This is a genomic window from Gallaecimonas mangrovi (genome assembly GCF_003367375.1).
GTDB classification, from domain to species: Bacteria; Pseudomonadota; Gammaproteobacteria; order Enterobacterales; family Gallaecimonadaceae; genus Gallaecimonas; species Gallaecimonas mangrovi.
In genome coordinates, this window is record NZ_CP031416.1 from 2,237,030 (window position 1) to 2,260,317 (window position 23,288).

Annotated in this window: 17 protein-coding genes; 7 read left to right on the forward strand and 10 right to left on the reverse strand. The window is 52.0% G+C overall.

The genetic code is table 11. The features are described from left to right. Positions 1–75: 75 nt before the first annotated feature. Complete coding sequence (locus tag DW350_RS10730) at positions 76–1,302, forward strand: diguanylate cyclase (RefSeq protein ID WP_115718868.1); 1,227 nt, start codon at positions 76–78, stop codon at positions 1,300–1,302. A gap of 49 nt (positions 1,303–1,351) precedes the next feature. Here DW350_RS10730 and sucD read toward each other — a convergent pair whose 3' ends face one another. The 8 genes from sucD to sdhC form a co-directional block, all read right to left on the reverse strand. Next, positions 1,352–2,224: a succinate--CoA ligase subunit alpha gene (gene sucD / locus DW350_RS10735; RefSeq protein WP_115718869.1), complete on the reverse strand. Its 873-nt coding sequence runs from the start codon at positions 2,222–2,224 to the stop codon at positions 1,352–1,354. Beyond that, entirely contained in the window at positions 2,224–3,390 is a 1,167-nt protein-coding gene (gene sucC / locus DW350_RS10740; protein ID WP_115718870.1) for an ADP-forming succinate--CoA ligase subunit beta, read from the reverse strand. Before sucC ends, sucD begins: the two co-directional genes overlap by 1 nt. Before the next feature lie 114 nt (positions 3,391–3,504). Further along, a complete protein-coding gene (gene odhB, locus DW350_RS10745) occupies positions 3,505–4,698 on the reverse strand; it encodes a 2-oxoglutarate dehydrogenase complex dihydrolipoyllysine-residue succinyltransferase (protein ID WP_115718871.1) in 1,194 nt (397 codons plus the stop codon). Between the two features lie 18 nt (positions 4,699–4,716). Next, the gene (locus DW350_RS10750; protein WP_115718872.1) at positions 4,717–7,533 is read right to left on the reverse strand and encodes a 2-oxoglutarate dehydrogenase E1 component; all 2,817 of its coding nucleotides are present in this window, start codon (positions 7,531–7,533) and stop codon (positions 4,717–4,719) included. 161 nt (positions 7,534–7,694) lie between these two features. Further along, entirely contained in the window at positions 7,695–8,402 is a 708-nt protein-coding gene (locus DW350_RS10755) for a succinate dehydrogenase iron-sulfur subunit (protein WP_115718873.1), read from the reverse strand. Positions 8,403–8,412: 10 nt separating this feature from the next. Continuing rightward, positions 8,413–10,134: a succinate dehydrogenase flavoprotein subunit gene (sdhA, locus tag DW350_RS10760; protein ID WP_419178352.1), complete on the reverse strand. Its 1,722-nt coding sequence runs from the start codon at positions 10,132–10,134 to the stop codon at positions 8,413–8,415. Positions 10,135–10,191: 57 nt separating this feature from the next. Then, complete coding sequence (sdhD, locus tag DW350_RS10765; protein WP_115718875.1) at positions 10,192–10,539, reverse strand: succinate dehydrogenase, hydrophobic membrane anchor protein; 348 nt, start codon at positions 10,537–10,539, stop codon at positions 10,192–10,194. After that, positions 10,533–10,910 carry a succinate dehydrogenase cytochrome b556 subunit gene (gene sdhC / locus DW350_RS10770; RefSeq protein WP_115720615.1) on the reverse strand — a complete coding sequence of 126 codons (378 nt, stop codon included), beginning with the start codon at positions 10,908–10,910 and terminating at the stop codon, positions 10,533–10,535. Before sdhC ends, sdhD begins: the two co-directional genes overlap by 7 nt. Positions 10,911–11,349: 439 nt before the next feature. Here sdhC and DW350_RS10775 point away from each other — a divergent pair, with 439 nt between their 5' ends. The 6 genes from DW350_RS10775 to DW350_RS10805 all read left to right on the forward strand — a co-directional run bounded on the left by DW350_RS10775 (position 11,350) and on the right by DW350_RS10805 (position 21,707). After that, positions 11,350–12,630, forward strand: coding sequence for a citrate synthase (locus DW350_RS10775; RefSeq protein WP_115718876.1), 1,281 nt, complete (start codon positions 11,350–11,352; stop codon positions 12,628–12,630). 200 nt (positions 12,631–12,830) lie between these two features. Then, on the forward strand, positions 12,831–14,384 hold the full coding sequence (locus DW350_RS10780; protein ID WP_115718877.1) for a S10 family peptidase: 1,554 nt from the start codon (positions 12,831–12,833) through the stop codon (positions 14,382–14,384). A gap of 167 nt (positions 14,385–14,551) precedes the next feature. Further along, on the forward strand, positions 14,552–16,204 hold the full coding sequence (locus tag DW350_RS10785) for a phospholipase C (RefSeq protein ID WP_115718878.1): 1,653 nt from the start codon (positions 14,552–14,554) through the stop codon (positions 16,202–16,204). Positions 16,205–16,239: 35 nt separating this feature from the next. Next, positions 16,240–17,649 (forward strand): cytochrome-c peroxidase, encoded by a 1,410-nt coding sequence (locus DW350_RS10790; RefSeq protein WP_115720616.1) that lies wholly within the window; start codon positions 16,240–16,242, stop codon positions 17,647–17,649. A gap of 424 nt (positions 17,650–18,073) precedes the next feature. Continuing rightward, positions 18,074–20,590: a PAS domain S-box protein gene (locus DW350_RS10800; RefSeq protein WP_115718880.1), complete on the forward strand. Its 2,517-nt coding sequence runs from the start codon at positions 18,074–18,076 to the stop codon at positions 20,588–20,590. Continuing rightward, a complete protein-coding gene (locus DW350_RS10805; RefSeq protein WP_115718881.1) occupies positions 20,562–21,707 on the forward strand; it encodes a response regulator in 1,146 nt (381 codons plus the stop codon). The genes DW350_RS10800 and DW350_RS10805 overlap by 29 nt, the downstream gene beginning before the upstream one ends. Here DW350_RS10805 and DW350_RS10810 read toward each other — a convergent pair. Continuing rightward, positions 21,704–22,723, reverse strand: coding sequence for a protein-glutamate methylesterase/protein-glutamine glutaminase (locus DW350_RS10810; RefSeq protein ID WP_115718882.1), 1,020 nt, complete (start codon positions 22,721–22,723; stop codon positions 21,704–21,706). The two genes, DW350_RS10805 and DW350_RS10810, sit on opposite strands and share 4 nt — an antisense overlap. Then, positions 22,720–23,286, reverse strand: coding sequence for a chemoreceptor glutamine deamidase CheD (locus DW350_RS10815; protein WP_226911313.1), 567 nt, complete (start codon positions 23,284–23,286; stop codon positions 22,720–22,722). Before DW350_RS10815 ends, DW350_RS10810 begins: the two co-directional genes overlap by 4 nt. Between the last annotated feature and the right edge of the window lie 2 nt (positions 23,287–23,288).

Sequence of the window (23,288 nt, forward strand, 5' to 3'; positions counted from 1 at the left end):
TTTCAATCACGGCCAATCATACGACGTTGCTAAGCACTTGTCTTTTAGGGAACAAAGGAAAAAGCCACGACCTTAATGACTGCCAATACGCCAGACGAGAATGCCGCCCAAAGCCGATTTGAAGCGCAGCTTAATCGCTTAACACTGCGTTTTACTCACCAGCAGGCCGACTGGGAAGCACCGTTCAAGGAAGCATACTTTCATGCGACGCTGCGCCAAGCCAGGATCGCCATTGCCTTTGCGATTATTTATTTCTCGCTATTTGGTCTGTTGGATGTGCTGGTATTACCCCATCGTTTACTAGAAGCATGGCTATGCCGTTTTGGGGTATTTCTGCCCTGTGGGGTGGCTATCTTCGGCTTGTCTTTTCACCCCAAGTTTATGCATTACTATCAGTTTGCCTTGGCGGTTTTGGTCGTCATAGGTGGTAGCTGCGTGATTTATCTAACCACCCTTACCAGCGAGAAAGACAGCTATCTGTATTATTCCGGGCTGATTTTAGTTTTTATGTGTGGCTATGGTTTTGCCCGATTGCGCTTTCTGGCTGCCAGCAGCTGCTGTTGGCTGCTGGTTGTGGTCTTTGAATTGGTGGATTGCTTTTTCACCACTTCAAGCCTTAAAGGGGTGCTGGCCAACCAGTTTTTCTTTGTTGGCGCCAATGTCATTGGCATGATGATTTGTTACCAACAAGAACGTACGGCAAGGCTCGCTTTTTTACTTCAGAATCAATTAGCTGAGCAAAATGCCCTGTTGCTGAATCACAACCAGGATCTGGCAAAACTCACCAACCTTGATGGCCTAACCAAGGTCGCTAATCGTCGACATCTAGATACCTTTTTAAAACAGACTTGGACCACCTGCCTACACCAGCGTCAGCCCTTAGCCATTATCATTGGCGATATCGATTTTTTTAAACAATACAACGATAACTACGGCCATGTTGCTGGCGATGACTGTTTAGTCAATGTCGCCAAAACCATTAAGCATTGTGTGCGCCATGATGGCGCTCTAGTGGGCCGCTATGGTGGCGAGGAATTTGCGGTGGTGCTGGCGGGAGTGCATACCGAAGAGGCGCTGACCGTTGCCGAGCGTATACGCCGCGAAGTGGAAAAGCTTGCCCTGCCCCATCAAGCGTCACCCATGCAGGTGGTGACCCTCAGCCTAGGTGTTGCGGCCGCAGTGCCTTCACCCTCAATATCAGCCAGGGAGTTGTTGCAATATGCCGACAACGCCCTCTACCAAGCCAAGCAATCGGGCCGCGATCAGGTCAAAGTGGCAAAGCTAATAAACCTGTCGCCTTAAGCGATAAAAAAAGGCCGCCCTAAGGCGGCCTTTTTACGAGAAATCAAGCTTACCAGCCAGTGACTTCGCGCAAAGCTTTGCCGATATCAGCCAAAGAACGTACGGTTTTAACACCGGCGTCTTCAAGGGCGGCAAATTTGTCATCAGCAGTACCAGCGCCGCCGGAGATGATGGCGCCAGCATGGCCCATACGTTTGCCCGGAGGAGCAGTAACACCAGCGATGTAAGACACAACTGGCTTGCTAACATTGGCTTTGATGTAGGCAGCCGCTTCTTCTTCAGCAGTACCACCAATCTCACCAATCATCACGATAGCTTCGGTTTCCGGATCTTTTTCGAACATCTCGAGGATGTCGATAAAGTTAGAACCGGGGATCGGGTCACCACCGATACCAACACAAGAGGACTGGCCGAAACCTTCGTCAGTGGTTTGTTTAACCGCTTCGTAGGTCAAGGTGCCAGAGCGGGAAACGATGCCCACTTTACCTTTCTTGTGAATGTGGCCAGGCATGATGCCGATTTTGCACTCGTCGGGTGTAATAACACCAGGGCAGTTCGGGCCGATCATGCGCACACCGGTCTCTTCCAGCTTCACTTTAACGTCAAGCATGTCGAGAGTAGGAATACCTTCGGTGATGGTAACGATCAGTTTCAGGCCAGCGTCGATAGCTTCCAGGATGGCGTCTTTACAGAACGGAGCCGGAACATAAATCACGGTAGCAGTAGCGCCAGTGGCTTCTACGGCTTCGCGAACGGTGTTGAATACCGGCAGACCCAGGTGAGTAGTACCACCTTTACCCGGAGACACACCACCAACCATTTGCGTACCGTAAGCAATGGCTTGTTCGGAGTGGAAAGTACCTTGACCGCCGGTGAAACCCTGGCAGATAACTTTGGTGTCTTTATTAATCAGGACGCTCATTATTTACCCTCCGCAGCTTTAACAACCTGCTGGGCAGCGTCAGTCAGGCTGGTGGCGGCAATGATGTTCAAACCGCTTTCGGCCAGTTTCTTGGCACCAAGTTCAGCGTTGTTACCTTCGAGGCGAACCACAACAGGTACTTTAACGCCCACTTCTTCAACAGCACCAATGATACCTTCAGCGATCATGTCGCAACGAACGATACCACCGAAGATGTTAACCAGAACGGCCTTAACGGCGTCATCAGACAGGATGATTTTAAAGGCTTCAGAAACGCGTTCTTTGGTTGCGCCACCACCTACATCCAGGAAGTTAGCCGGTTGGCCACCGTGCAGTTTGACGATGTCCATGGTACCCATGGCCAGGCCAGCACCGTTAACCATGCAGCCGATGTTACCTTCCAGGGCAACGTAGTTCAGTTCCCACTGTGCAGCGCGGGCTTCACGGGCGTCTTCTTGAGACGGATCGTGCATTTCGCGGATCTTAGGCTGACGGTACAGCGCGTTGGAATCGATGTTGATCTTACAATCCAGGCAATGCAGGTTGCCTTCTTTGGTGATCACCAGCGGGTTGATTTCCAACAGGGCCAGGTCGAAATCAGTGAACAGTTTGCCCAGACCAATGAAGATCTTGGTGAACTGTTTGATTTGGTCACCTTTCAGACCCAGTTTGAAAGCCAGCTCACGGCCTTGATAGGGTTGAGGGCCAACCAGCGGGTCGAGGGCCATTTTGAAGATTTTTTCAGGGGTCTCGTGGGCAACGGTCTCGATGTCGACACCGCCTTCGGTAGAGGCCATGAATACAACGCGACGGCTAGCACGGTCCAGAACGGCACCCAGGTACAGTTCTTTGTCGATGTCGGTGCAGGATTCAACCAGGATCTTGTTGATCGGCTGACCTTTTTCGTCAGTCTGATAGGTTACCAGGTTTTTACCCAGCCAGTTTTCAGCAAACTCACGCACTTTGTCTTTTGAGTCTACTACCTTCACGCCGCCCGCTTTACCGCGGCCGCCAGCGTGAACCTGACATTTAACGACCCACTCGGAGCCGCCGATAGAGGAAGCGGCTTCAACAGCGGCTTGAGGATTGTCAACGGCGAAGCCTTCGGATACGGGCAAACCGTACTCGGCGAGCAGTTGCTTAGCCTGATACTCGTGCAAGTTCATTATGCTCAGTCTCTTTGCGTGTGTGTGGCAGCTTGGGGCTACCATCCCAAAAAAGGCCTTGCGGCCTTTCAGTCCAGATTTAGGGGGACTGTTAGCCCCCCTTTGCCTGAAAGCTTAAACGTCCAGCAGAAGACGCGTCGGATCTTCCAGCAGTTCTTTAATGGCAACCAGATAGCCAACGGACTCACGGCCGTCAACGATGCGGTGATCATAAGACAGGGCCAGATACATCATCGGCAGGATCTCAACCTGACCGTTAACCGCCATGGGGCGATCCTTGATGGCGTGCATGCCAAGGATAGCGCTTTGCGGCGGGTTGATGATCGGGGTAGACATCAAGGAACCGAACACACCACCGTTGGTGATGGTGAAGTTACCGCCAGTCATGTCTTCAATGGCCAGCTTACCGTCACGGGCTTTGATAGCCAGCTCACGGATGCCTTTTTCGATGTCGGCCAGACTCATTTGGTCGGCGTCACGCAGCACAGGGGTAACCAGACCTTTCGGGGTGGAAACCGCGATGCTGACATCGAAGTAGTTGTGATAAACGATGTCGTCGCCATCGATAGAAGCGTTCACGTCAGGGTAGCGTTTCAGCGCTTCCACTACCGCTTTAACGTAAAAGCCCATGAAGCCCAGTTTGATGTCGTGCTTCTTCTCAAAGATATCTTTGTATTGCTTACGGATATCCATGATGGGCTTCATGTTGACTTCGTTAAAGGTAGTCAACATGGCGGTGCTGTTTTTCGCATCCAGCAAACGCTTGGCAATGGTTTTACGCAGACGGGTCATCGGCACACGCTTCTCAGAGCGGTCGGCCATGGCCGGTGCCGGGGCAGCCGCTTTGCTGCCAGCAGATTTGAGGTACTTGTCTACGTCTTCTTTGGTGATACGGCCACCGACGCCAGTGCCTTTGATACCTTCTGGGCTCAGGCCTTTTTCAGCCAGGGCGCGGCGCACTGAAGGGCTCAGTGCATCAGAGGTTTCTTCGCTGGCAGCGGGGGCAGCTTCTGCCTTGGGCGCGTCCGCTTTAGGGGCTTCGGCAGCCGCCGGCGCTGCAGCAGGAGCAGCACCCGGCTTGAGTTTGGCAATAATTTGCTCAGCAGTGACGGTTTCGCCTTCACCAAACAGAATTTCTTCCAGCACGCCGTCTTCAGGAGCGGGTACTTCAAGAACAACTTTGTCGGTTTCAATATCAACCAGGTTCTCGTCACGGGAGACAGCCTCGCCAGGCTGCTTATGCCAAGTGGCAATGGTAGCGTCTGCTACAGATTCCGGCAGGACGGGTACCTTGATTTCGATGCTCATTACGTTATTCCTTTTGCCTTAATCTTTTACTTCGAGGTTAAGCGCATCAGCGACCAGCGCCTGCTGCTGCTTGGCATGCACAGAGGCGTAACCAACGGCGGGTGCGGCGGACGCTTTGCGACCGGCATAACCCAGGCTGGCACCTTTTGGCAGGGCCTCGCGAATGTCGTGCTGGATAAAGTACCAAGCACCCTGGTTCATTGGCTCTTCCTGACACCAAGCAAATTCAGTGACATGGCTGTATTGTGCCAGCACTTGTTGCACTTCTTCTGCCGGGAAAGGATAAAGCTGTTCGATACGGACGATGGCAATGTCCGAAATTTCGTTCTTGCGGCGTGCATCCAGCAAATCGTAATAAACCTTGCCGGCGCAGAACACCACTTTTTTCACCTTTTTCGGATCCAGGGCGTCGACTTCGCCGATGACGTTCTGGAAGCCTTCGGTAGCCAACTCATCCAGGCTGCTAACAGCCAGCGGATGACGCAGCAGCGACTTAGGTGACATCACAATCAGCGGGCGGCGTACCGGGCGCACTACCTGACGACGCAGCATATGGAATACCTGAGCCGGGGTAGAAGGTACACAAACCTGCATGTTGTTGTCAGCACACAGTTGCAAGAAACGCTCAAGACGGGCACTGGAGTGCTCTGGACCTTGGCCTTCGTAGCCGTGTGGCAGCAACATGGTTAAACCGCACAAACGGCCCCATTTCTGCTCACCGGAACTGAGGAACTGATCAATCACCACCTGGGCGCCGTTGACGAAGTCACCGAACTGCGCTTCCCAGATAAACAGACCACGGGGCTCGGCAGAGCTGTAGCCGTATTCAAAAGCCAGAACCGCTTCTTCAGACAGCACTGAGTCGTAAATATCCAGCTTGCCTTGGTCTTGCTTGAGATGGGCAAGAGGCAAGTACTCGGAGGCATCCGTTTGGTTGTGCAGCACAGCATGGCGGTGGAAGAAGGTACCACGCCCCACGTCTTGGCCGGTGATGCGAACGTGATAGCCCTCATCCAACAAGCCTGCGTAAGCCAGCGTTTCACCCATACCCCAGTCCAGGGCTTTTTCACCTTTGGCCATCAGCAGGCGATCTTCATAGATCTTACCGACTTGACGCTGCAATTTTACATCGTCAGGGATGGTTGCCAGGGTAACGCCAAGTTCGGCCAACTTCTCGGTAGTAAGACCAGAGTTATATTGGGCATCGAACTCTTTGTTGACGTAGGGGTTCCAGTCAGAGCTGTGCTCGGTCATTGGACGCCATTCTTCTACCACGCACTCGCCTTTATCCAGCTGGTCACGGTAGTTGTCAGACAGCGCTTTTGACTCTTCAGCAGAGACACTGCCTTCAGCAGCCAGACGGTCGGCATAGATTGCGCGCGGCGTCGGGTGCTTTTTAATTTGCTGGTACATCAGCGGCTGAGTCGCGCTTGGCTCGTCTGCTTCGTTATGGCCATGGCGGCGATAACAAACCAGGTCAATAACCACATCACGTTTGAAGGTGTTGCGATAATCCAGCGCCAGCTGAGAAACAAAGACCACGGCCTCCGGATCGTCACCGTTAACGTGGAAAATCGGCGCCTGTACCATCTTGGCGATGTCAGTACAGTATTGGGTTGAACGGGCATCATCCTGGCGAGATGTGGTGAAACCAACTTGGTTGTTCACCACAATGCGGATGGTACCGCCAACACCGTAAGCACGGGTTTGAGACATGTTAAAGGTCTCAGCCACCACGCCCTGCCCTGCGATCGCCGCGTCACCGTGTACGGTGATAGGCAACACTTTCGAACCGTCGGTATCACCACGGCGGTCCATACGGGCCCGTACCGAACCCATAACTACCGGGTTAACGATTTCCAGGTGCGACGGGTTAAAGGCCAGCGCCAGGTGCATATTGCCGCCTGGGGTTGCGAAGTCAGAGCTAAAGCCCATGTGATACTTCACGTCACCGCTGCCTAAGGTTTCTTTGTGCTTACCGGCAAACTCATCAAAGAGGTCTTGCGGCTTTTTACCCAGCACGTTAACCAGCATATTCAAACGGCCACGGTGGGCCATGCCAATGACGGTTTCTTTGATGCCGTGCTCACCGGCGCGGCGAATGATTTCCTTGACCATAGGTACAAGGGAATCGCCACCTTCCAAAGAGAAGCGCTTGGCACCGGGGAATTTAGCCCCTAAGTATTTTTCCAAGCCTTCGGCTGCGGTCAGGCTGTTTAAAATGCGGGTTTTATCTTCTTTGCTGAAGCTGCCTTTGCCAGCAACCGACTCCAAGCGCGATTGGATCCAACGCTTTTCCTCGGTATTAACAATGTGCATGTATTCAGCGCCGATGGAACCGCAATAAGTGGTTTTCAGCACCTCGGTCAAGGCGCCCAACTTCATGGTTTCATCTTTGACAGCAAAAGAGCCGACATGGAAGGTTTTGTCGTTATCGCTGCTGTCTAAGCTATGGAAAGCCGGGTCAAGTTCTGCAACACGTTCTTGTTGCCACAGGCCCAGGGGGTCGAGATTAGCGTGTTGATGACCGCGGAAGCGGTAGGCGTTGATCAGTTGCAGGACTTTAACCTGCTTGGCGTCGCCTTCGCCGGAGGAAGAGCTGGTGTAACGTCGGGGTTGAGATGCCATGATCCGGAATTGCTCGCGGATTTGGCTGAAATTGGCTTCTGGATATCCATCCTTAACCTTGGGCAGTTTGTCGAACTCATTTTTCCATTCGACGGGTACTGAACCCGGGTCTTCCAGGTAGCTCTCATAGAGCTCCTCGATGTAGCTGGCATTGCCGCCCGCAAAGGGAGAGGATGCTAGCCACGCCTGCATTGTGCCTTCTTGCATAATGATCCCTTAAACCTCGCGTGTTCTCGCAGTTGGGATTGGCCTTTTAACGACTGCTCTCAATTGCAGCCACGTAACTTCAAAAAAATAGCCACCCCTCGGCAGAGGCGTGGCTATTTAGCTAGCGCTCGGTCCCCAGTCGCAGCTGAGGAAGCACGAGACTAAACAGCCCGCTTAAGCAGCATGGACTTGATATGACCGATAGCCTTAGTCGGGTTCAGACCCTTAGGACATACATTCACACAGTTCATAATGCCGTGGCAACGGAATACGCTGAACGGGTCTTCCAAACCAGACAAACGCTCGTCGGTTGCGGTGTCGCGGCTGTCGGCCAACCAACGATAGGCAGCCAGTAGGCCCGCAGGACCAACAAACTTGTCTGGGTTCCACCAGAAAGAAGGGCAAGAGGTGGAACAGCATGCGCAGAGAATACACTCGTACAAGCCGTCCAGTTTAGCCCGTTCTTCAGGAGACTGAAGATGCTCACGTGCCGGTGGCTGTTTGCTGTCGTTAAGCAAGAAAGGTTTGACCTTCTCCCACTGGGTGTAGAACTGCCCCATATCGACGATAAGGTCGCGAATAACAGGCAGGCCCGGCAGCGGACGGATAACCACTTTGTTGCCTAAGGAAGACAACGGGGTAATACATGCCAAACCGTTTTTACCGTTCATGTTCACACCGTCGGAGCCACAGACCCCTTCACGGCAGGAACGGCGCAGAGACAGCGTCGGGTCTTGTTCTTTCAGACGCAGCAATGCATCCAGAACCATGATGTCGGAACCGTCTGGCACGTCCAGGCTGTAGTCCTGCATGCGCGGTTTGCTGTCGACGTCCGGATTGTACCGGTAGATAGAAAATGCAACTTTCATCCCGTACTCCTTAGTAGGTCCGCGCCTTCGGCTTGAATTTCACCAACTCTTCTTCGGTCAACAAGGTAGGTGCACGGTTAACGTGGCGCTTACCAATACCTTCAGAGGTTGGGTCAAACAAGCTGTGGCACAACCACTCTTCGTCGTTACGATCCGGGAAGTCAAAGCGGGTATGGGCGCCGCGAGACTCGGTACGGAAGTTTGCAGCAACGGCAGTGGCATAAGCCGTTTCAACCAGGTTGTCCAACTCCAGACATTCAATACGCTGGGTGTTGAATTCTTTAGAGTTGTCATCCAGGCGGGCATTTTTAACACGCTCACGGATTTTCTTGAGTTCCTCAAGACCTTCCGCCATCGCTTTACCTTCACGGAATACAGAGAAACTACGCTGCATACAGTTCTGCAGATCTTTTTTGATCTGTACCGGATCTTCGCCGTCTTTATTGCTTTCCCAGCGGTTGAGACGCTCAAGGGCTTTCTCAACGTCTTCTTCGGTTACATTCGGTGCAGGCAATTCTTCAAGTGCCTTGCCAAGGTGCAGACCCGCTGCACGGCCAAAGACCACCAAGTCAAGCAGGGAGTTACCACCCAAACGGTTAGCACCGTGTACGGATACACAGGCAATTTCACCTACCGCAAACAAGCCCACAACCGGCTCATCTTTGCCGTCAACTTGTTTCAGGGCCTGGCCATGAACGTTGGTGGGAATACCACCCATCATGTAGTGGCAGGTAGGGATAACCGGGATAGGTTCTTTAACCGGGTCAACGTGCGCAAAAGTACGAGACAGTTCCAAAATGCCAGGCAAGCGGCTTTCCAGAACTTCTTTACCCAGGTGATCCAGTTTCAGCTTACAGTGAGGACCCATGTGAGGGTCTTCAAAACCGCGGCCTTCACGAATTTCGATCATCATGGAGCGGGCAACAACGTCACGGGACGCCAAGTCTTTGGCGTTAGGCGCATAACGTTCCATAAAGCGTTCACCGTCCTTGTTCAGGAGGTAACCACCTTCACCACGGCAACCTTCGGTTACCAGTACCCCGGCACCGGCGATACCAGTGGGGTGGAACTGCCACATTTCCATGTCTTGTAAGGGGACGCCAGCACGGCTTGCCATACCAACGCCGTCACCGGTGTTGATGTGCGCGTTAGTGGTGGACTGGAAGATACGACCAGCACCGCCGGTAGCCAGCACCACAGCCTTGGATTTGAAATAAACAACATCACCGGTTTCGATGTCGATAGCAGTACAGCCAACCACGTGGCCTTCGCTGTTCTTCACCAGATCCAGCGCATACCACTCAGAAAAAACGGTGGTGTTGTTTTTCACGTTCTGCTGATAAAGGGTGTGCAGCAAGGCATGACCGGTACGGTCAGCTGCAGCAGCAGTACGAGCACCCTGTTCACCGCCAAAGTTTTTAGACTGGCCGCCAAAAGGACGCTGATAAATTTTGCCGTTTTCCAAACGGGAGAACGGCAGGCCCATGTGCTCAAGCTCAAGAATGGCTTCAGGGCCTACGTTACACATGTATTCGATAGCGTCTTGGTCACCGATGTAATCGGAACCTTTAACAGTGTCGTACATGTGCCATTTCCAGTTGTCTTCATGGGTGTTACCCAGCGCCACTGTAATACCACCTTGGGCGGAAACAGTATGAGAGCGGGTTGGGAAGACCTTGGACAGCAGAGCGCAGCTCTTACCTTCTTTAGAAATTTGCAGTGCAGCACGCATGCCGGCGCCACCAGCACCAACAACAACTGCATCGAATTCATAAGTTGGAATGTTCACTTACATACCCCACAGAATGACGAAGCCGCTGATCACATAACCGAACGCGATGATATTCAGAACAAACTGAAGCACGATGCGAAGGCCAGTCGGTTTGACGTAGTCCGTCAAAACCTGCCACAGGCCAATCCAGGCATGAGCAAGAAGGCTGATCAGGGTCAACAGAGTGAAGACCTTAACACCGAGGTGGCCGAAGAAAGCGGTCCACGAGGCGTAAGTCAGGTCGGGGGTAATAACGAGAAAACCAACCAAGAACAACACATACAGTGTCATTACTACAGCGGAAGCTCGTACGATTAAGAAATCATGGACGCCAGTGCGGCCCAGGGTGCCTGCGTTAGTTACCATAGCCACACTCCTGCGAGTACTGAAAGGATAACGGTGATGATGATAGCTGCCCAAGCGGAGGACTTACCGCTTTCGAGCTCTTCCCAGTACCCCATATCCATAATTAAGTGACGGATGCCGCCAACCAAATGGTATGCCAAAGCAGTCAAAATACCCCAAACAATGAACTTGGCAAAAAAGCCAGTCATCATGCTTTGCACAGCAGCAAAGCCCGCTTCAGACGACAAGGACTTAGCCAGCATCCACATCAGGATGGCTACGGCAAAGAACATGATCACGCCAGAAACGCGGTGGAGAATAGACGCAATAGCAGCGATTGGAAAGCGGATGGTCTGCAATTCTAAATTGACAGGTCTTTGCTTTTTCACGATGTCTGCCCACTCGGCTCTTAAAGAGCCTTTGTTGTTGTATAACCAGCTAAACCGGATGGTGGTGCCCTTGGGCTTCACGGCGCATATTCTGTAGGGAGAATATGTCACTGGGTGACTGGGAAGTCAGACAGTTTTCGGAAGCCAGCAAGGCCAACCCGGGCCCAGTATAATGAGGCAAGATGTCAATTTCAACGACTTGAGCCCGATCACAAATTACTCTGTGTTTTGCGGTTTATCAGTACCTTGAAACCGAGTTTTGGCTCGTAATGCAGCCTTTCATAAATTGCAAATATGCTTATACCTATAAAAGCTGCCTGAAAGCTTATTCGACCTTTTCTACAATGAGCTTAAATTGACAAGTCCGACCATTTGCGATTAAAAAGGGCGGCTGTCTGCGACCGCAACATAGACGAATTCACGACCAAAGGAGACATGTTGTATGGCGGAAAAAATAGCCAAACTAATGGTAGAAGGTAAGGAACCCATTGAGTTTCCAGTACTTTCTGGCACCGCCGGCCAGGACGTTATCGACGTCCGGACTTTGGGCAAACACGGTCTTTTCACTTTTGACCCAGGCTTCCTGGCCACGGCATCTTGCGAATCAGCCATTACTTTTATCGACGGTGGCAAAGGTGTGCTTCTGCACCGTGGCTATCCCATCGACCAACTGGCTGAAAAAGCGGAATATCTCGAAGTGTGCTACATCCTGCTCTACGGAGAAGCACCCAGCAAAGAACAATACGAAGAATTCCGTGAAACCGTTAAAACCCACACCATGCTAAACGAGCAGCTGCGTGCTTTCTTCCTGGGCTTCCGTCCGGATGCGCACCCCATGGCTGTTATGTGTGGTGTAACCGGTGCCCTCTCTGCTTTCTATCACGACTCACTGGACATCAGTAACCCACGCCACCGCGAAGTCGCGGCGTTCCGTCTGTTGTCTAAAATGCCAACCATTGCAGCCATGTGCTACAAGCACAGTATCGGCCAGCCTTACATCTACCCACGCAACGACCTGAGCTATGCAGAAAACTTCCTGCATATGATGTTCGCCACGCCGTGTGAAGAGTATAAGGTGAACCCGATTATCGCTGACGCCATGGACAAGATTTTCATTCTGCACGCTGACCACGAACAGAATGCATCAACCTCCACCGTGCGTTTGGCCGGCTCTTCCGGTGCCAACCCCTTCGCGTGTATCGCGGCCGGTATTGCTTCTTTGTGGGGGCCGGCTCATGGCGGCGCCAACGAAGCTTGCCTGCGTATGCTTGAAGAAATTGGTTCAGTTGACCGCATCCCTGAGTTTATTGGCCGCGCCAAAGACAAAGACGATCCGTTCCGTCTGATGGGCTTTGGTCACCGCGTTTATAAAAACTTTGACCCTCGTGCCAAAGTGATGCGTGAAACCTGCCACCAGGTGCTCAAAGAGCTGAACATTAACGACCCACTGCTTGATGTCGCGATGGAGCTGGAGCGTATCGCCCTTTCCGATGACTACTTCGTTGAGAAAAAGCTTTACCCCAACGTCGATTTCTATTCCGGCATCATCCTCAAAGCCATCGGTATCCCCACTTCCATGTTTACCGTGATCTTCGCCATGTCTCGTACCATTGGCTGGATCGCTCACTGGAACGAAATGCATTCTGACCCGACCGCCAAAATTGGCCGTCCGCGTCAATTGTACGTGGGTCATACCCTGCGCGATTTTGCTTCTGAAAAGTAAGCAAGTTGTTAATGAAATAAAAAGAGCGGTTTAACCGCTCTTTTTTTTCGGCAAAGCGTTAGTTTCCTGCTTTGAATTGCCCTGCCCTTCGGTTTTTTCCTGCCAATGAAAAGCGCATGCTGGTTAAGGATGTGTCGCTGTTTTTTTTATGCAGCCACCAGAGTGCTATCGGTTACTAATAAAATAAGTGAGATTTATCAATGCAACTTGCCAAACACCTGATCATTGGTTGTCTTGCGCTGTCGCCTATTGCTGCCGCCATGGCCGCATCTGAAGCGCCGCAAGAACAAACCAAGGCCGCCGCACCCCAGGAAAAAACCGTTGTTACCAAACACGAAACCCGCATTGCCGGTGACAGCATTGACTATAAAGCTACCACCGGTAACTTGCTGATCCGTAACAGCAAAGGTGAAGTAGACGGCAGCGTGTTCTACGTTGCTTATACCGTTAAGAGCAGCAAGCCACGCCCGGTAACCTTCTTGTATAACGGTGGTCCGGGTTCTTCTTCTATCTGGCTGCACATGGGTTCTTTTGGCCCGGTCATGGTAAAAACCGCTAACGGTAAGCCTACCGCTCCGGCCCCTTATGACATCATTAAAAACCCCTACAGCATCCTCAACAAAACCGACTTAGTGTTTGTTGACGCCATGGGCACCGGTTTTTCTACCGGTATTCCGACACCGGAAGAAAAAGAACAAAACAAAGGCAAGAAAGTTGACCCTTCCCAGAAATTCTGGGGTGTGGATGAAGACGTTAATGCCTTCGCGCATTTCATTGAGCGCTACGTGACCGTTAATAACCGTTGGAACGATCCGAAATTCCTGTACGGCGAGTCTTACGGCACTACCCGTTCTGCCGCATTGGTAAACCGCCTGCAAGAAGACGGCATGACCATGAACGGCGTGGTACTGCAATCGAGCATCCTAAACTACAACGAAGAGATGCCAGGTCTGGATAACAGCTTTGTTAACAACCTGCCTACTTACGCCGCTATTGCTTGGTACCACAACAAACTGCCTAACAAGCCGAAAGAGCTGGCACCTTTCCTTGAGAAAGTGCGCCACTTTGCCAGCACCGAGTACGCCCATGCATTGTCTCTTGGCCAAACCCTCAGCGACGCTGAAGAAAACGCCATTGCCGAACAACTGCACCAGTACACCGGCCTGAGCATTAAGTACCTGAAAGAAACCAACTTGGAAATTGACCCAAGCCGTTTCCGTAAGGAACTGCTGCGTGACGAACGCCTGACCGTAGGTCGCTACGATGGCCGCTTCATGAGTGTTGATAAAGATGCTGCCGGTGAAACCCCCGATACCGATGCCTCTGACACCGCTATTGGTGGCGCTTACACCGCTGCATTCAACTACTACCTGGCAAATGACCTGAAATACTCCAGCAAAACCCCTTACAAGGTAATGGCTGACGCCATCATGCATTGGGACTGGAAACACGCTGCACCGCACAGCCACTGGCCAGTGCCGATGCCTTTCGTGGTAGACGATCTGGGTAACGCTATGCGTACCAATCCCTACCTGAAAGTGTTTAGCGCTAACGGTTACTTTGACCTGGCAACCCCGTTCTTCGAAACCGAGTACGATTTGGCCCATATGGACCTGCCGAAGAACCTGCAGAAGAACCTGACCTTTGGTTACTATCCTTCTGGCCACATGATTTACCTGAACCCGGTCGCTCAAAAAGAACTTTGGAAAGATCTTGAGAAGTTCTACGACAGCGCCACTGTCAGCAAAAAATAATAAAAAAGCGCCGCAAGGCGCTTTTTTATTGCCCAAACGCAATTGTGCAAAAAATAAAGAAATCGCTTTCTAACGCCCCACCGACATCAGACTGTCAACTTTCTTAAGCAGGCTCAGCAGCTGCCAAGCCTTGTTGCCTTTATTCGCCTGCATTTAAGGAAAGCCCTATGTACAGCCCTAGATTGTTCGCCTTTACCGTGTCCGCCCTGGCGTTAGCTGCGGCAAGCTGTTTTGCACAAACGCACCAACAAGATGCCGACCATCTAAAGACAGCGACACCCATTAAGCATTTGGTGGTTATCTACAGTGAAAACGTGTCTTTTGACCACTACTTTGCAACCTACCCTAAGGCAACCAATCCCAAGGGCGAACCGGCATTTCATACCACGCGCAATACGCCAGCCGTTAACAATTTAGTCAGTGCGCACCTTTTAACGAACAACCCCAATTTTACCAACACTGAAAACGGTACAGATGCTGCGAACCCTTATCGCCTGGACCGCTCGCAAGCCGACACCGCCGACCAAAACCACGCCTACACAGCAGAACAGCAAGCCTATGACGGCGGCAAGGCCGATCTTTTCCCCAAATATACCGGTAACGGTAGCGCCGGTGGCGTAGGTGCTTTTGGCACCAGCGGCCAGGTAATGGGTTATTTTGACGGCAATACCGTCACTGCCCTCTGGCAATACGCCCAACGTTTTGCCATGAGTGATGCGGCTTATACCAACACCTATGGCCCCTCAACACCGGGCGCTTTAGAAGCGGTATCAGGCCAAACCAACGGCATGAAAATCATTAAATCATCGAAGTCATCTTATTACGTCGCCGATGGCCAAGGTGGCTATACCATGATCAACGACGTCGACCCGGCAACCGACCTTTGCTCCTCGGCAACCGACCAGGTTTGGATGACCGGCAAAAATATTGGCGACCTACTCAATAACGCCAACATTAGCTGGGGAAGCTTTATGGGCGGCTTTGATTTAAGTGCCAACAATGCCAATGGCACCACTGCCTGTAGCCGCAGCACCTATTCGACGGTCGTTAATAGCACCGTAACCGACTACATCCCTCACCACGCTTGGTTCCAGTATTATCAATCCACGGCCAACCCCAATCACACCCGGCCATCATCCGTTGCCGCCATTGGCTATTCCCTCGAGGCCGACGGTAAAACCCCGGAGCCTGCCAATCACGAATACGACTTACACGACTTTTATACCGCTGTTGCCGCCGGTAACTATCCAGCGGTTGCCTACCTTAAAGCCCCGGCTTATCAAGACGGTCACGCAGGCTATTCCGACCCGCTGGACGAGCAGCGCTTTATTACTCAGGTGGTGAATTTCTTAGAGCAGCAACCTGACTGGAAAAACACAGCAATTATCGTTGCTTGGGATGACTCCGACGGCTGGTACGATCACGCCTTTGCCCAAACCCGCTTCTCGTCATTTGATGACAGTGCCGATCAACTCAATGGTTCAGGTGTTTGTGGCCATACCCAGGCACCAAACGGCGTGAAAGGAAAGCCTGTTAACGGCCGCTGTGGCCCGGGTACCCGCATCCCGTTTCTGGTGCTGTCACCCTTTGCTAAAGCTAACTTCGTCAGCCATAAGCTAATCTCGCAAGCCTCGATAGTGCGCTTTATTGAAGACAACTGGCTAAGTGGCAAACGCTTAGGGGGCGGCTCTTTTGATGCAACTGCGGGCAGTATTATGAACCTGTTTGACTTCAAACATGGCCACCAAAAGCCACTTTATCTTGACCCTGAAACCGGCTTGCCGGTAAAGGCCTCAAGCATCAACACACATAAAGCCTGACAGACTTCGGGGCAGCTTGCTGCCCCGTGGTTACCATGATGAATGTGTTGTCCCCTTATTCGGTAAAGCGGTTTCGCCATGTTCTTATTCTGGTCAGCACCCTGGTGGTGCTGACGTTGATAGTAGTGTTGCTGCGGCTCAGCCCGGTACCACTCGAAGATTGGCGCAAGCACCCACTGGATGCCGCCAAGTTGAGTTTGGGTATCAACCCAGCGCCGGTGCAGCTGCTTATTCCCAAGGCCAAACCGCTGTCGGCCATGGCCATGCTGGGAGAAAAGCTGTTTTTTGATAAGCGCCTTTCTGGCTCTGGCCAATTATCTTGTGCCAGTTGTCACGCCCCAAGCCATGACTTCGGCCCCACCACCGCAACGCCCGTGGTGCAGGGTGGCCGGCTAATGCAGCAGCAGGGCTTTAGGGCTGTGCCATCGCTAAAGTACCTTTATCGCCAACCTCTTTTCTCAATAGGCCCGGATGCACCGGGCGATAACGACCAAATACCGACACTGCAACAACAAGTGGCCCTGGCCAAGGCCAGTAAAAAAGCCATTAAAAGCGCCAATTCCACCGCCCTTTCTGCCAGCAACTTAGTGCCGATGGGTGGGCTTTTTTGGGACGGCAGGGTTGATACCTTGCAGCAGCAAGCCAGCGGACCGCTCTTTAATCCAGTGGAGATGGCAGCACATTCAGACCAGGAAGTGGCGGCAAAACTGGCCAGTAGCCCTTACCGCAACGACTTTACCGCGCTCTTTGGGAGAAATATTTTTGACAATCCTAAACTCGCTGTCAGCGAAGCGATGTTTGCGTTGTCGCGTTATCAAATTGAAGACCGGGCCTTTCATCCCTTTTCAAGCCAGTTTGATGCCTGGCTTCAGGGGAAAGCACGGCTAACCCGCGCCGAGGTTCGTGGTTACTTGGCGTTTAACGACCCTAAAGCGGGCAACTGCGCCGCCTGCCATATGGATAAAGTCGGTAAAGATGGCTTACCGCCACTGTTTACCGACTATCAATACGAAGCCTTGGGCGTGCCCCGCAACAGCGCCATTGCTGCCAATGGCGATCCGCACTGGCACGACTTGGGGTTGTGCGGGCCCTTTCGCCAAAACATGAAAGCGCAAACACAATATTGCGGCATGTTTTTAACGCCCAGCTTGCGCAATAGCGCCCGCCGCCCGGTGTACTTTCACAATGGGCTCTATCACTCACTAAAAGACGTGCTTGATTGGTACGTTTACCGCGACATAGCGCCTGGCCGCTTTTATCCAAAAGGCGCCAACGGCAAACCCGTTATCTATAACGATTTACCGCGCCGATACCTTAAAAACGTCGACACTACCGACGCGCCCTTAAACCGCCATCTGGGTGATGTGCCGGCGCTGACCGCCACGCAAATTAATGACATCATCGCTTTTCTTGGCACCTTGAACGACGGTTATAAAGGCGGATAAAAGCTGCGCTTTGGCGCCCTTGCTAGGCATTGTTTTAAAGGCGCTCGCCTCGGTTAGCTCTTTTTTAAGTAATAAAGGAAAGACAAAATCAGCAGTAACTGATCCAAGGAAGGATCCCTTGCGTATCGCTCACGTCTGTTTCCAACAAGGATGTCCATCATGCTTTTAGAAAATAACTCAACTCGCCAAATGACAAACGAAAAGAGCGCCTTATTTAGCCTCTCCTCAAACATGCATCTTTTACTGGTATTAGCCTCGGGTGGCCTTTGGCTGGTTCCGGTGGTACTTGGCCTACTGACCCGCTCACTTTTGGAACGCTTTTCCAGCTAAAAACTGGGCCGTTGAATGATATTAGTGGCCTGGATTTTTGAAAAATCGCTAATCACTTCCATACTTTGGCTCATGTACAAAGGAATGGTTGGCGATGGCAGGTCTTTTTCCTCATCTCATCACTCTCACCTGGAAGCCAGGAACGCATCAACTCACGCTAAGTGAAGATGGCACTCAGCAGCAGTTACCTCTGCGGGCTTTTTTGCATCAACATTTCGGTAAGTGGTCATTAGAAGCGATGAAAGCGCTGCGCTCGCAGCTGGATGAGCACCAACAAGCCATCGTAGAAACCGAAACCGCTGAAACCCATTACTGGCTATCGGCGGTGCGAGAAGATGACTGTGTACGGTTGCAAATTGTTAGCACCATGGCCGCCCGTGACAGCACCCTTTTAAAAATCGCTGATGAACTGTGCGGGCTGGGATATTGGCATTGGCACTTACCGGATAACCGCTTTTTTTGGTCGCCGCAGGTCTACCACATTCACGGCCTGCCAATGAGCTATCAGCCCAGCGTAGAAGACACCATTAGCCGCTATCACAGTGACGACCAAGAGATACTGCGCGCCCTGATGGTTGAGGCACAAAAGGCGCCGATAAAGCGTCAATTTAAAGCCCGGCTGTTAAGAGACGACGGCCAGTGGCGCCAAGTCAGTATTAAAGGCGTTTCCGTTACCGACCATCACGGCCAAATCAGCGATATTTTTGGGGTTGTGCAAGACATGACCTTCCAGCAACAAAGTCAAACCCGCATGAATCGCCTGGCGCTGGTGGTGTCGCAAACCGGCAGTGGCGCCATGATTTGTGACAAAGAGCGCCGGGTGGAATGGTTAAACACCGCCTTTGAACGCATCACCGGCTACGGCCTTGATGATCTGATTGGCCAGCGCCCAGGGGATTTTCTTGCCGGTAAAGCCACCGACGCCAACACCCTGCACGAAGTTTATCGCTCCATGGAAAAACGCCAATACTTTCATGGTGATATTTTAAATTATCGCAAAGATGGCTCGCCAGTTTGGCTGAACATGTCCATTACCCCCATCTACCATGAAATGCACCACGACGGCTTTGTGATCATTGTCTATGACGCCTCTACGCGGCGGGCCAGCGAGGAGCGTCTTCGCCTGTACGAACAAGCCTTTGAACAAGCCAATTTGGGATTGTTGTTTTTACATGAACAAAACGGCCAACCGGTTATCGATGAAGCCAACCAGGCAGCCAAACAACTGTTGGCCATTGGCGATGACAGCAAGGCATTAGCCTTTCCTGGCGACTTTTTCTCATCCAACCCTGAAGCGCTGCTTAGCAATGAAAGGAGCGGTGTAGACCTCACCCCTAAACATGCTCCAGACAACACCTTACTGGTACTGCATACGCCCCTTCATCGCCCCGATGATGAGGCACCGTCACAGCTGGTTATTCTTCAAGACATTACCGAACACCGCCGCACTGAGGCGTTGTTGGCCCGTAACCAAAAAATGGAGTTAATAGGTCAGTTAGTGTCTGGAATAGCCCACGATTTCAATAACATCATTGGTATCATCCAAGGCAACTTAGAACTGTTGAACCTGAAACTGGAGCCAGAACATCCCGGCACCCGCAGTGTCGAAAAGGCATTAAAGGCTGCCAAAAGGGCATCTACCCTCACCCGCCGGCTTACCCAGTTCTCCCGCCAGGAACCGGTCAGTAATGAAGAGGTTCCGGCTTTCCAACTGCTGATTGACGCAGAAGATCTGTTGTCATCGAGCTTAGGCAAAAACATTGCGCTGGAAGTCGAGCTGGACACCCAATGTGGGTCGGTCAAAGTTGACCGCGGCGACTTTGTCGACGCCATTGTCAATCTGGCGGTTAATGCCCGGGATGCGATTGCAGACAAAGGCACCATTCGCTTAACTTGCATGCCGGTGCTTTTGGGGCGGCAGATCCCCAAACTCAATATGGAGGTCAGACCCGGCCCCTATATTGAGTTTGTTGTCGCGGATACCGGTAGCGGCATTGCCCCTGAACATCTCGATAAAATTCTTGACCCATTCTTTACCACCAAGCCCATAGGCCAAGGTACAGGGCTTGGTCTTTCAATGGTATATGGCTTTGTAAAACGCTCTAAAGGCTACCTGCAGGTAAACAGCGAACTCGGTAAAGGTACCGACATGCATATCTGGCTGCCGCAATCGTCAGGGGGGGAGATCTTTACCGCGCAAGAACGCCCGGCACTGCATCACCTGCAAGATAAAAGGTTATTACTGGTTGACGATGAAGCCGACCTTTTACAAGTGGTATCGGCACAGTTGACACAGCTCGGTTTGCAGGTAAGCGCCTTTGAAGACCCCCGTCAGGCGAGAGCCTCTCTTAAAAACACCGAATATGACATTCTGCTTTGCGATGTTGAAATGCCGAAAATGTCGGGCTTTGAGCTGGCCAAAGCGTTTCGCATGCAGTTTCCCGACAAGCCTATCTTATTGATGTCAGGGTTTGTTTTTTCAGTACCCGCAGAACTGGCCAATCTTCCTCGGCTCAACAAACCGGTGTCACGCACTGAGTTGATCCGTTATCTGGTTACTCTTCTTGATACACAGGAGCCTTATGGACAGCCACATTCTCATCGTGGATGACGATTTGCAGTTTCAAGAGCTGATCGCTGACATGCTGGACGGCAGGGTCAAACAAGTGGGTACGGCCAGTAGCGCCCAAGAAGCCCTTGCCTATTGCCAGCAAAACAACCCAGATATTGTGTTGCTGGACGTCAACCTCCCTGACCAGGACGGGCTCAGTTTGGCCCCGCAGTTATTGGCTAACGACAGGGCCATTATGTTTGTCTCAGGGCACAATGACTTGGACAAAAGGGTACAGGCCTGGCAGGCAGGTGCCGCCGACTTCATCAGTAAACCTTTTGAAATGACTGAGTTTCTTGCCCGCATTGACCATTGCAGCCAATATCTTGCCAGCAAACAGCAGCTCAGTGAAAAAGAAGCCAAATCCCGAGCAATGGCCTTTGCTTCCATGAAGGAAGCATCGCAGTACGGCTTTATTACCCAGTTTCTAAAAAACCTGATGGCCTGCCAAACCGAGGAACAACTGGCTGACCTTTTCTTTGCCGCAGCCGATTTTTTTGAATTTAAAACCACCTTGTGTTTTCACAAGGACGGCACCCTGAGCTTTTATGGCCCAAACCAACAGCCAGTATCCCCCATCGAGCAAAATATTTATAACTTACTGATCAGTGAAGGCCGTCTCTATCCCTTCGGGACCCGGCTCATGGTGAACGACCACCACGTGTCTTTTTTGGTGAAAGACATGCCAACCGACGATATTGAGGCGGGGAAACTGCGGGATGTCGTGGCGGTGTTAGTGGAAGGCATGGAGGCTAAATGGCGAGATTTACACCGCCAGCACACCATGGCCAGTATGGTTGATGCCCTGCAAGGCTCCATGACTGAACTGAGCGATACCATTCGCCAGTACGACCATCGCCTAGAGGCCTTAATTACCGACCTTAACAATGAAATTCGTTCCAGTTTTCATGTGCTTGAACTCAACGAAAAACAAGAAGCGTTTTTTTCTGATCTGATAGAGAAAGGCGCTGATACGCTGCGTGACACCGAAGGCGATCTGCGTGAATTGCAGGTTCGGCTCAAAAATATGCTCGACACTGCCCAAACCGCCATCCAGCTGGAACAAAGTGCCAGCGCCCCCCCACAAATTGAGGATGACGACGTCGAACTGTTCTAGTTTTTCAGCAGCGACAGCGTTTTGGCCGCCAGCTCATCAAGGTTCCCCTGATAACTGGCGGCGCCCAATTCCCAGGCCGCTCTTGGCATTCCCCAGACCACACAGCTGGCTTCATCTTGTACCCAGGTGGTGGCGCCGGTTTTAGACAATTGCAAAAGCCCATCTGCCCCGTCTTTACCCATGCCGGTAAGCAACATGGCCAGCATGCGCCCAGCCCCCGCTTCGGCTGCCGAGCGAAATAACACATCCACAGCCGGGCGATGGCGCCCGACCAAATCGTCATCAAACACCTGCGCGATTAAAGCACCATTTTTTCGTACCAGCCGCATATGGCGATCGCCAGGGGCCACCCACACCTCACCGGGGTGAATTTTGGTGTCTTTTTCCAGTTCACCCACTTTCAATTGGGTCAAACTGCCAAGGTGGCGGGTAAAAGCCGCTGAAAACAGTGGCCGAATATGTTGCACAATCAAGATAGGCGGCATATTGGCAGGCCACTGGCAAAGCACTCTTTTTACCGCCTCGGTGCCGCCGGTACTGGCACCGATTAAAATGGCTTCCAGTTTGCGGGGGTTAATATCGAAGGTGGCTCTATTGGGCAGACTGCGCTGCTGCTGCAAGTTGGCCGTTGCCGCCACCCTCACCTTTTCACGTAATAGCTCGCTGTAGGCCACCAATGCGGCGGTTGCCCCCGCTGAAGGTTTTGGTACGTAATCCACCGCCCCTAAATCAAGCGCTTCAAGGGTGGCATCGGCGCCATGCTGAGTGAGGGTTGACACCATCACCACCGGAATGGGGCGCAGCCGCATCAGGTTCTTCAGAAAAGTCAGGCCATTCATCTTGGGCATCTCAATGTCCAAGGTCAGCACATCGGGGTTGGTGGCTTTGATAACGTCTCTTGCTTCAAAAGGATCTTCAGCTTCCCCAACAACCTGCATCTGAGGGTCTTTTTCCAAAATGTCAGTGATAAGGGCCCGCATCAGCTGCGAATCGTCCACCACCACGACCTTGATCATTTAAAAAGCTCCACATTGTCGCCACTGCCCACATCCAGCTTTTTCGCCATTTGATGTTCACGATTTTCGAGGGTGTTGTTGGCAAGATGGTTAAGGGTTTTGATCCAGGCCTTACCGATAGTGGGCTCAAATAACACCTTGCGGGGCAAGAAGCCCCCCAAGGATTCTGCCACCACTTGGTAGCCCTCACGTTCGACAAAGCGGCGTACAAACTCCATATTCATGTCGCCAATTTTGCCCTGGCCAAATACCCGGGCTCCGCCGAACAGTTTGACCTTTAACCTTTCCCGCCGCGCCCCAAGCTTGATAAGACCATTGACCAGGCTTTCCATGGCATGGGTGCCATAGCGGTTGCTTTTCGATAAGGGTTCAAGGCCGCCTTTGTCTTCCGGCAGCATAAAATGGTTAAGCCCGCCGACCATGGCAACCGGATCCCAGATACAGGCGCAAACACATGAGCCCAAGGTTGTTGCAATAAGCTCATCACCACCGGTCACAAAATATTCGCCAGGCAATACCTTGACCATTTGTCGCTCACGAGACGGGTCAAAAAAACGTTTCACAG

Bases quoted from the DNA above. Each gene is read 5' to 3' on its own strand.
- DW350_RS10730 (WP_115718868.1), top strand. From the start codon at position 76: ATGACTGCCAATACGCCAGACGAGAATGCCGCCCAAAGCCGATTTGAA.
- sucD (WP_115718869.1), bottom strand. From the start codon at position 2,224: ATGAGCGTCCTGATTAATAAAGACACCAAAGTTATCTGCCAGGGTTTC.
- sucC (WP_115718870.1), bottom strand. From the start codon at position 3,390: ATGAACTTGCACGAGTATCAGGCTAAGCAACTGCTCGCCGAGTACGGT.
- odhB (WP_115718871.1), bottom strand. From the start codon at position 4,698: ATGAGCATCGAAATCAAGGTACCCGTCCTGCCGGAATCTGTAGCAGAC.
- DW350_RS10750 (WP_115718872.1), bottom strand. From the start codon at position 7,533: ATGCAAGAAGGCACAATGCAGGCGTGGCTAGCATCCTCTCCCTTTGCG.
- DW350_RS10755 (WP_115718873.1), bottom strand. From the start codon at position 8,402: ATGAAAGTTGCATTTTCTATCTACCGGTACAATCCGGACGTCGACAGC.
- sdhA (WP_419178352.1), bottom strand. From the start codon at position 10,134: ATGCGTGCTGCACTGCAAATTTCTAAAGAAGGTAAGAGCTGCGCTCTG.
- sdhD (WP_115718875.1), bottom strand. From the start codon at position 10,539: ATGGTAACTAACGCAGGCACCCTGGGCCGCACTGGCGTCCATGATTTC.
- DW350_RS10775 (WP_115718876.1), top strand. From the start codon at position 11,350: ATGGCGGAAAAAATAGCCAAACTAATGGTAGAAGGTAAGGAACCCATT.
- DW350_RS10780 (WP_115718877.1), top strand. From the start codon at position 12,831: ATGCAACTTGCCAAACACCTGATCATTGGTTGTCTTGCGCTGTCGCCT.
- DW350_RS10785 (WP_115718878.1), top strand. From the start codon at position 14,552: ATGTACAGCCCTAGATTGTTCGCCTTTACCGTGTCCGCCCTGGCGTTA.
- DW350_RS10790 (WP_115720616.1), top strand. From the start codon at position 16,240: ATGATGAATGTGTTGTCCCCTTATTCGGTAAAGCGGTTTCGCCATGTT.
- DW350_RS10800 (WP_115718880.1), top strand. From the start codon at position 18,074: ATGGCAGGTCTTTTTCCTCATCTCATCACTCTCACCTGGAAGCCAGGA.
- DW350_RS10805 (WP_115718881.1), top strand. From the start codon at position 20,562: ATGGACAGCCACATTCTCATCGTGGATGACGATTTGCAGTTTCAAGAG.
- DW350_RS10810 (WP_115718882.1), bottom strand. From the start codon at position 22,723: ATGATCAAGGTCGTGGTGGTGGACGATTCGCAGCTGATGCGGGCCCTT.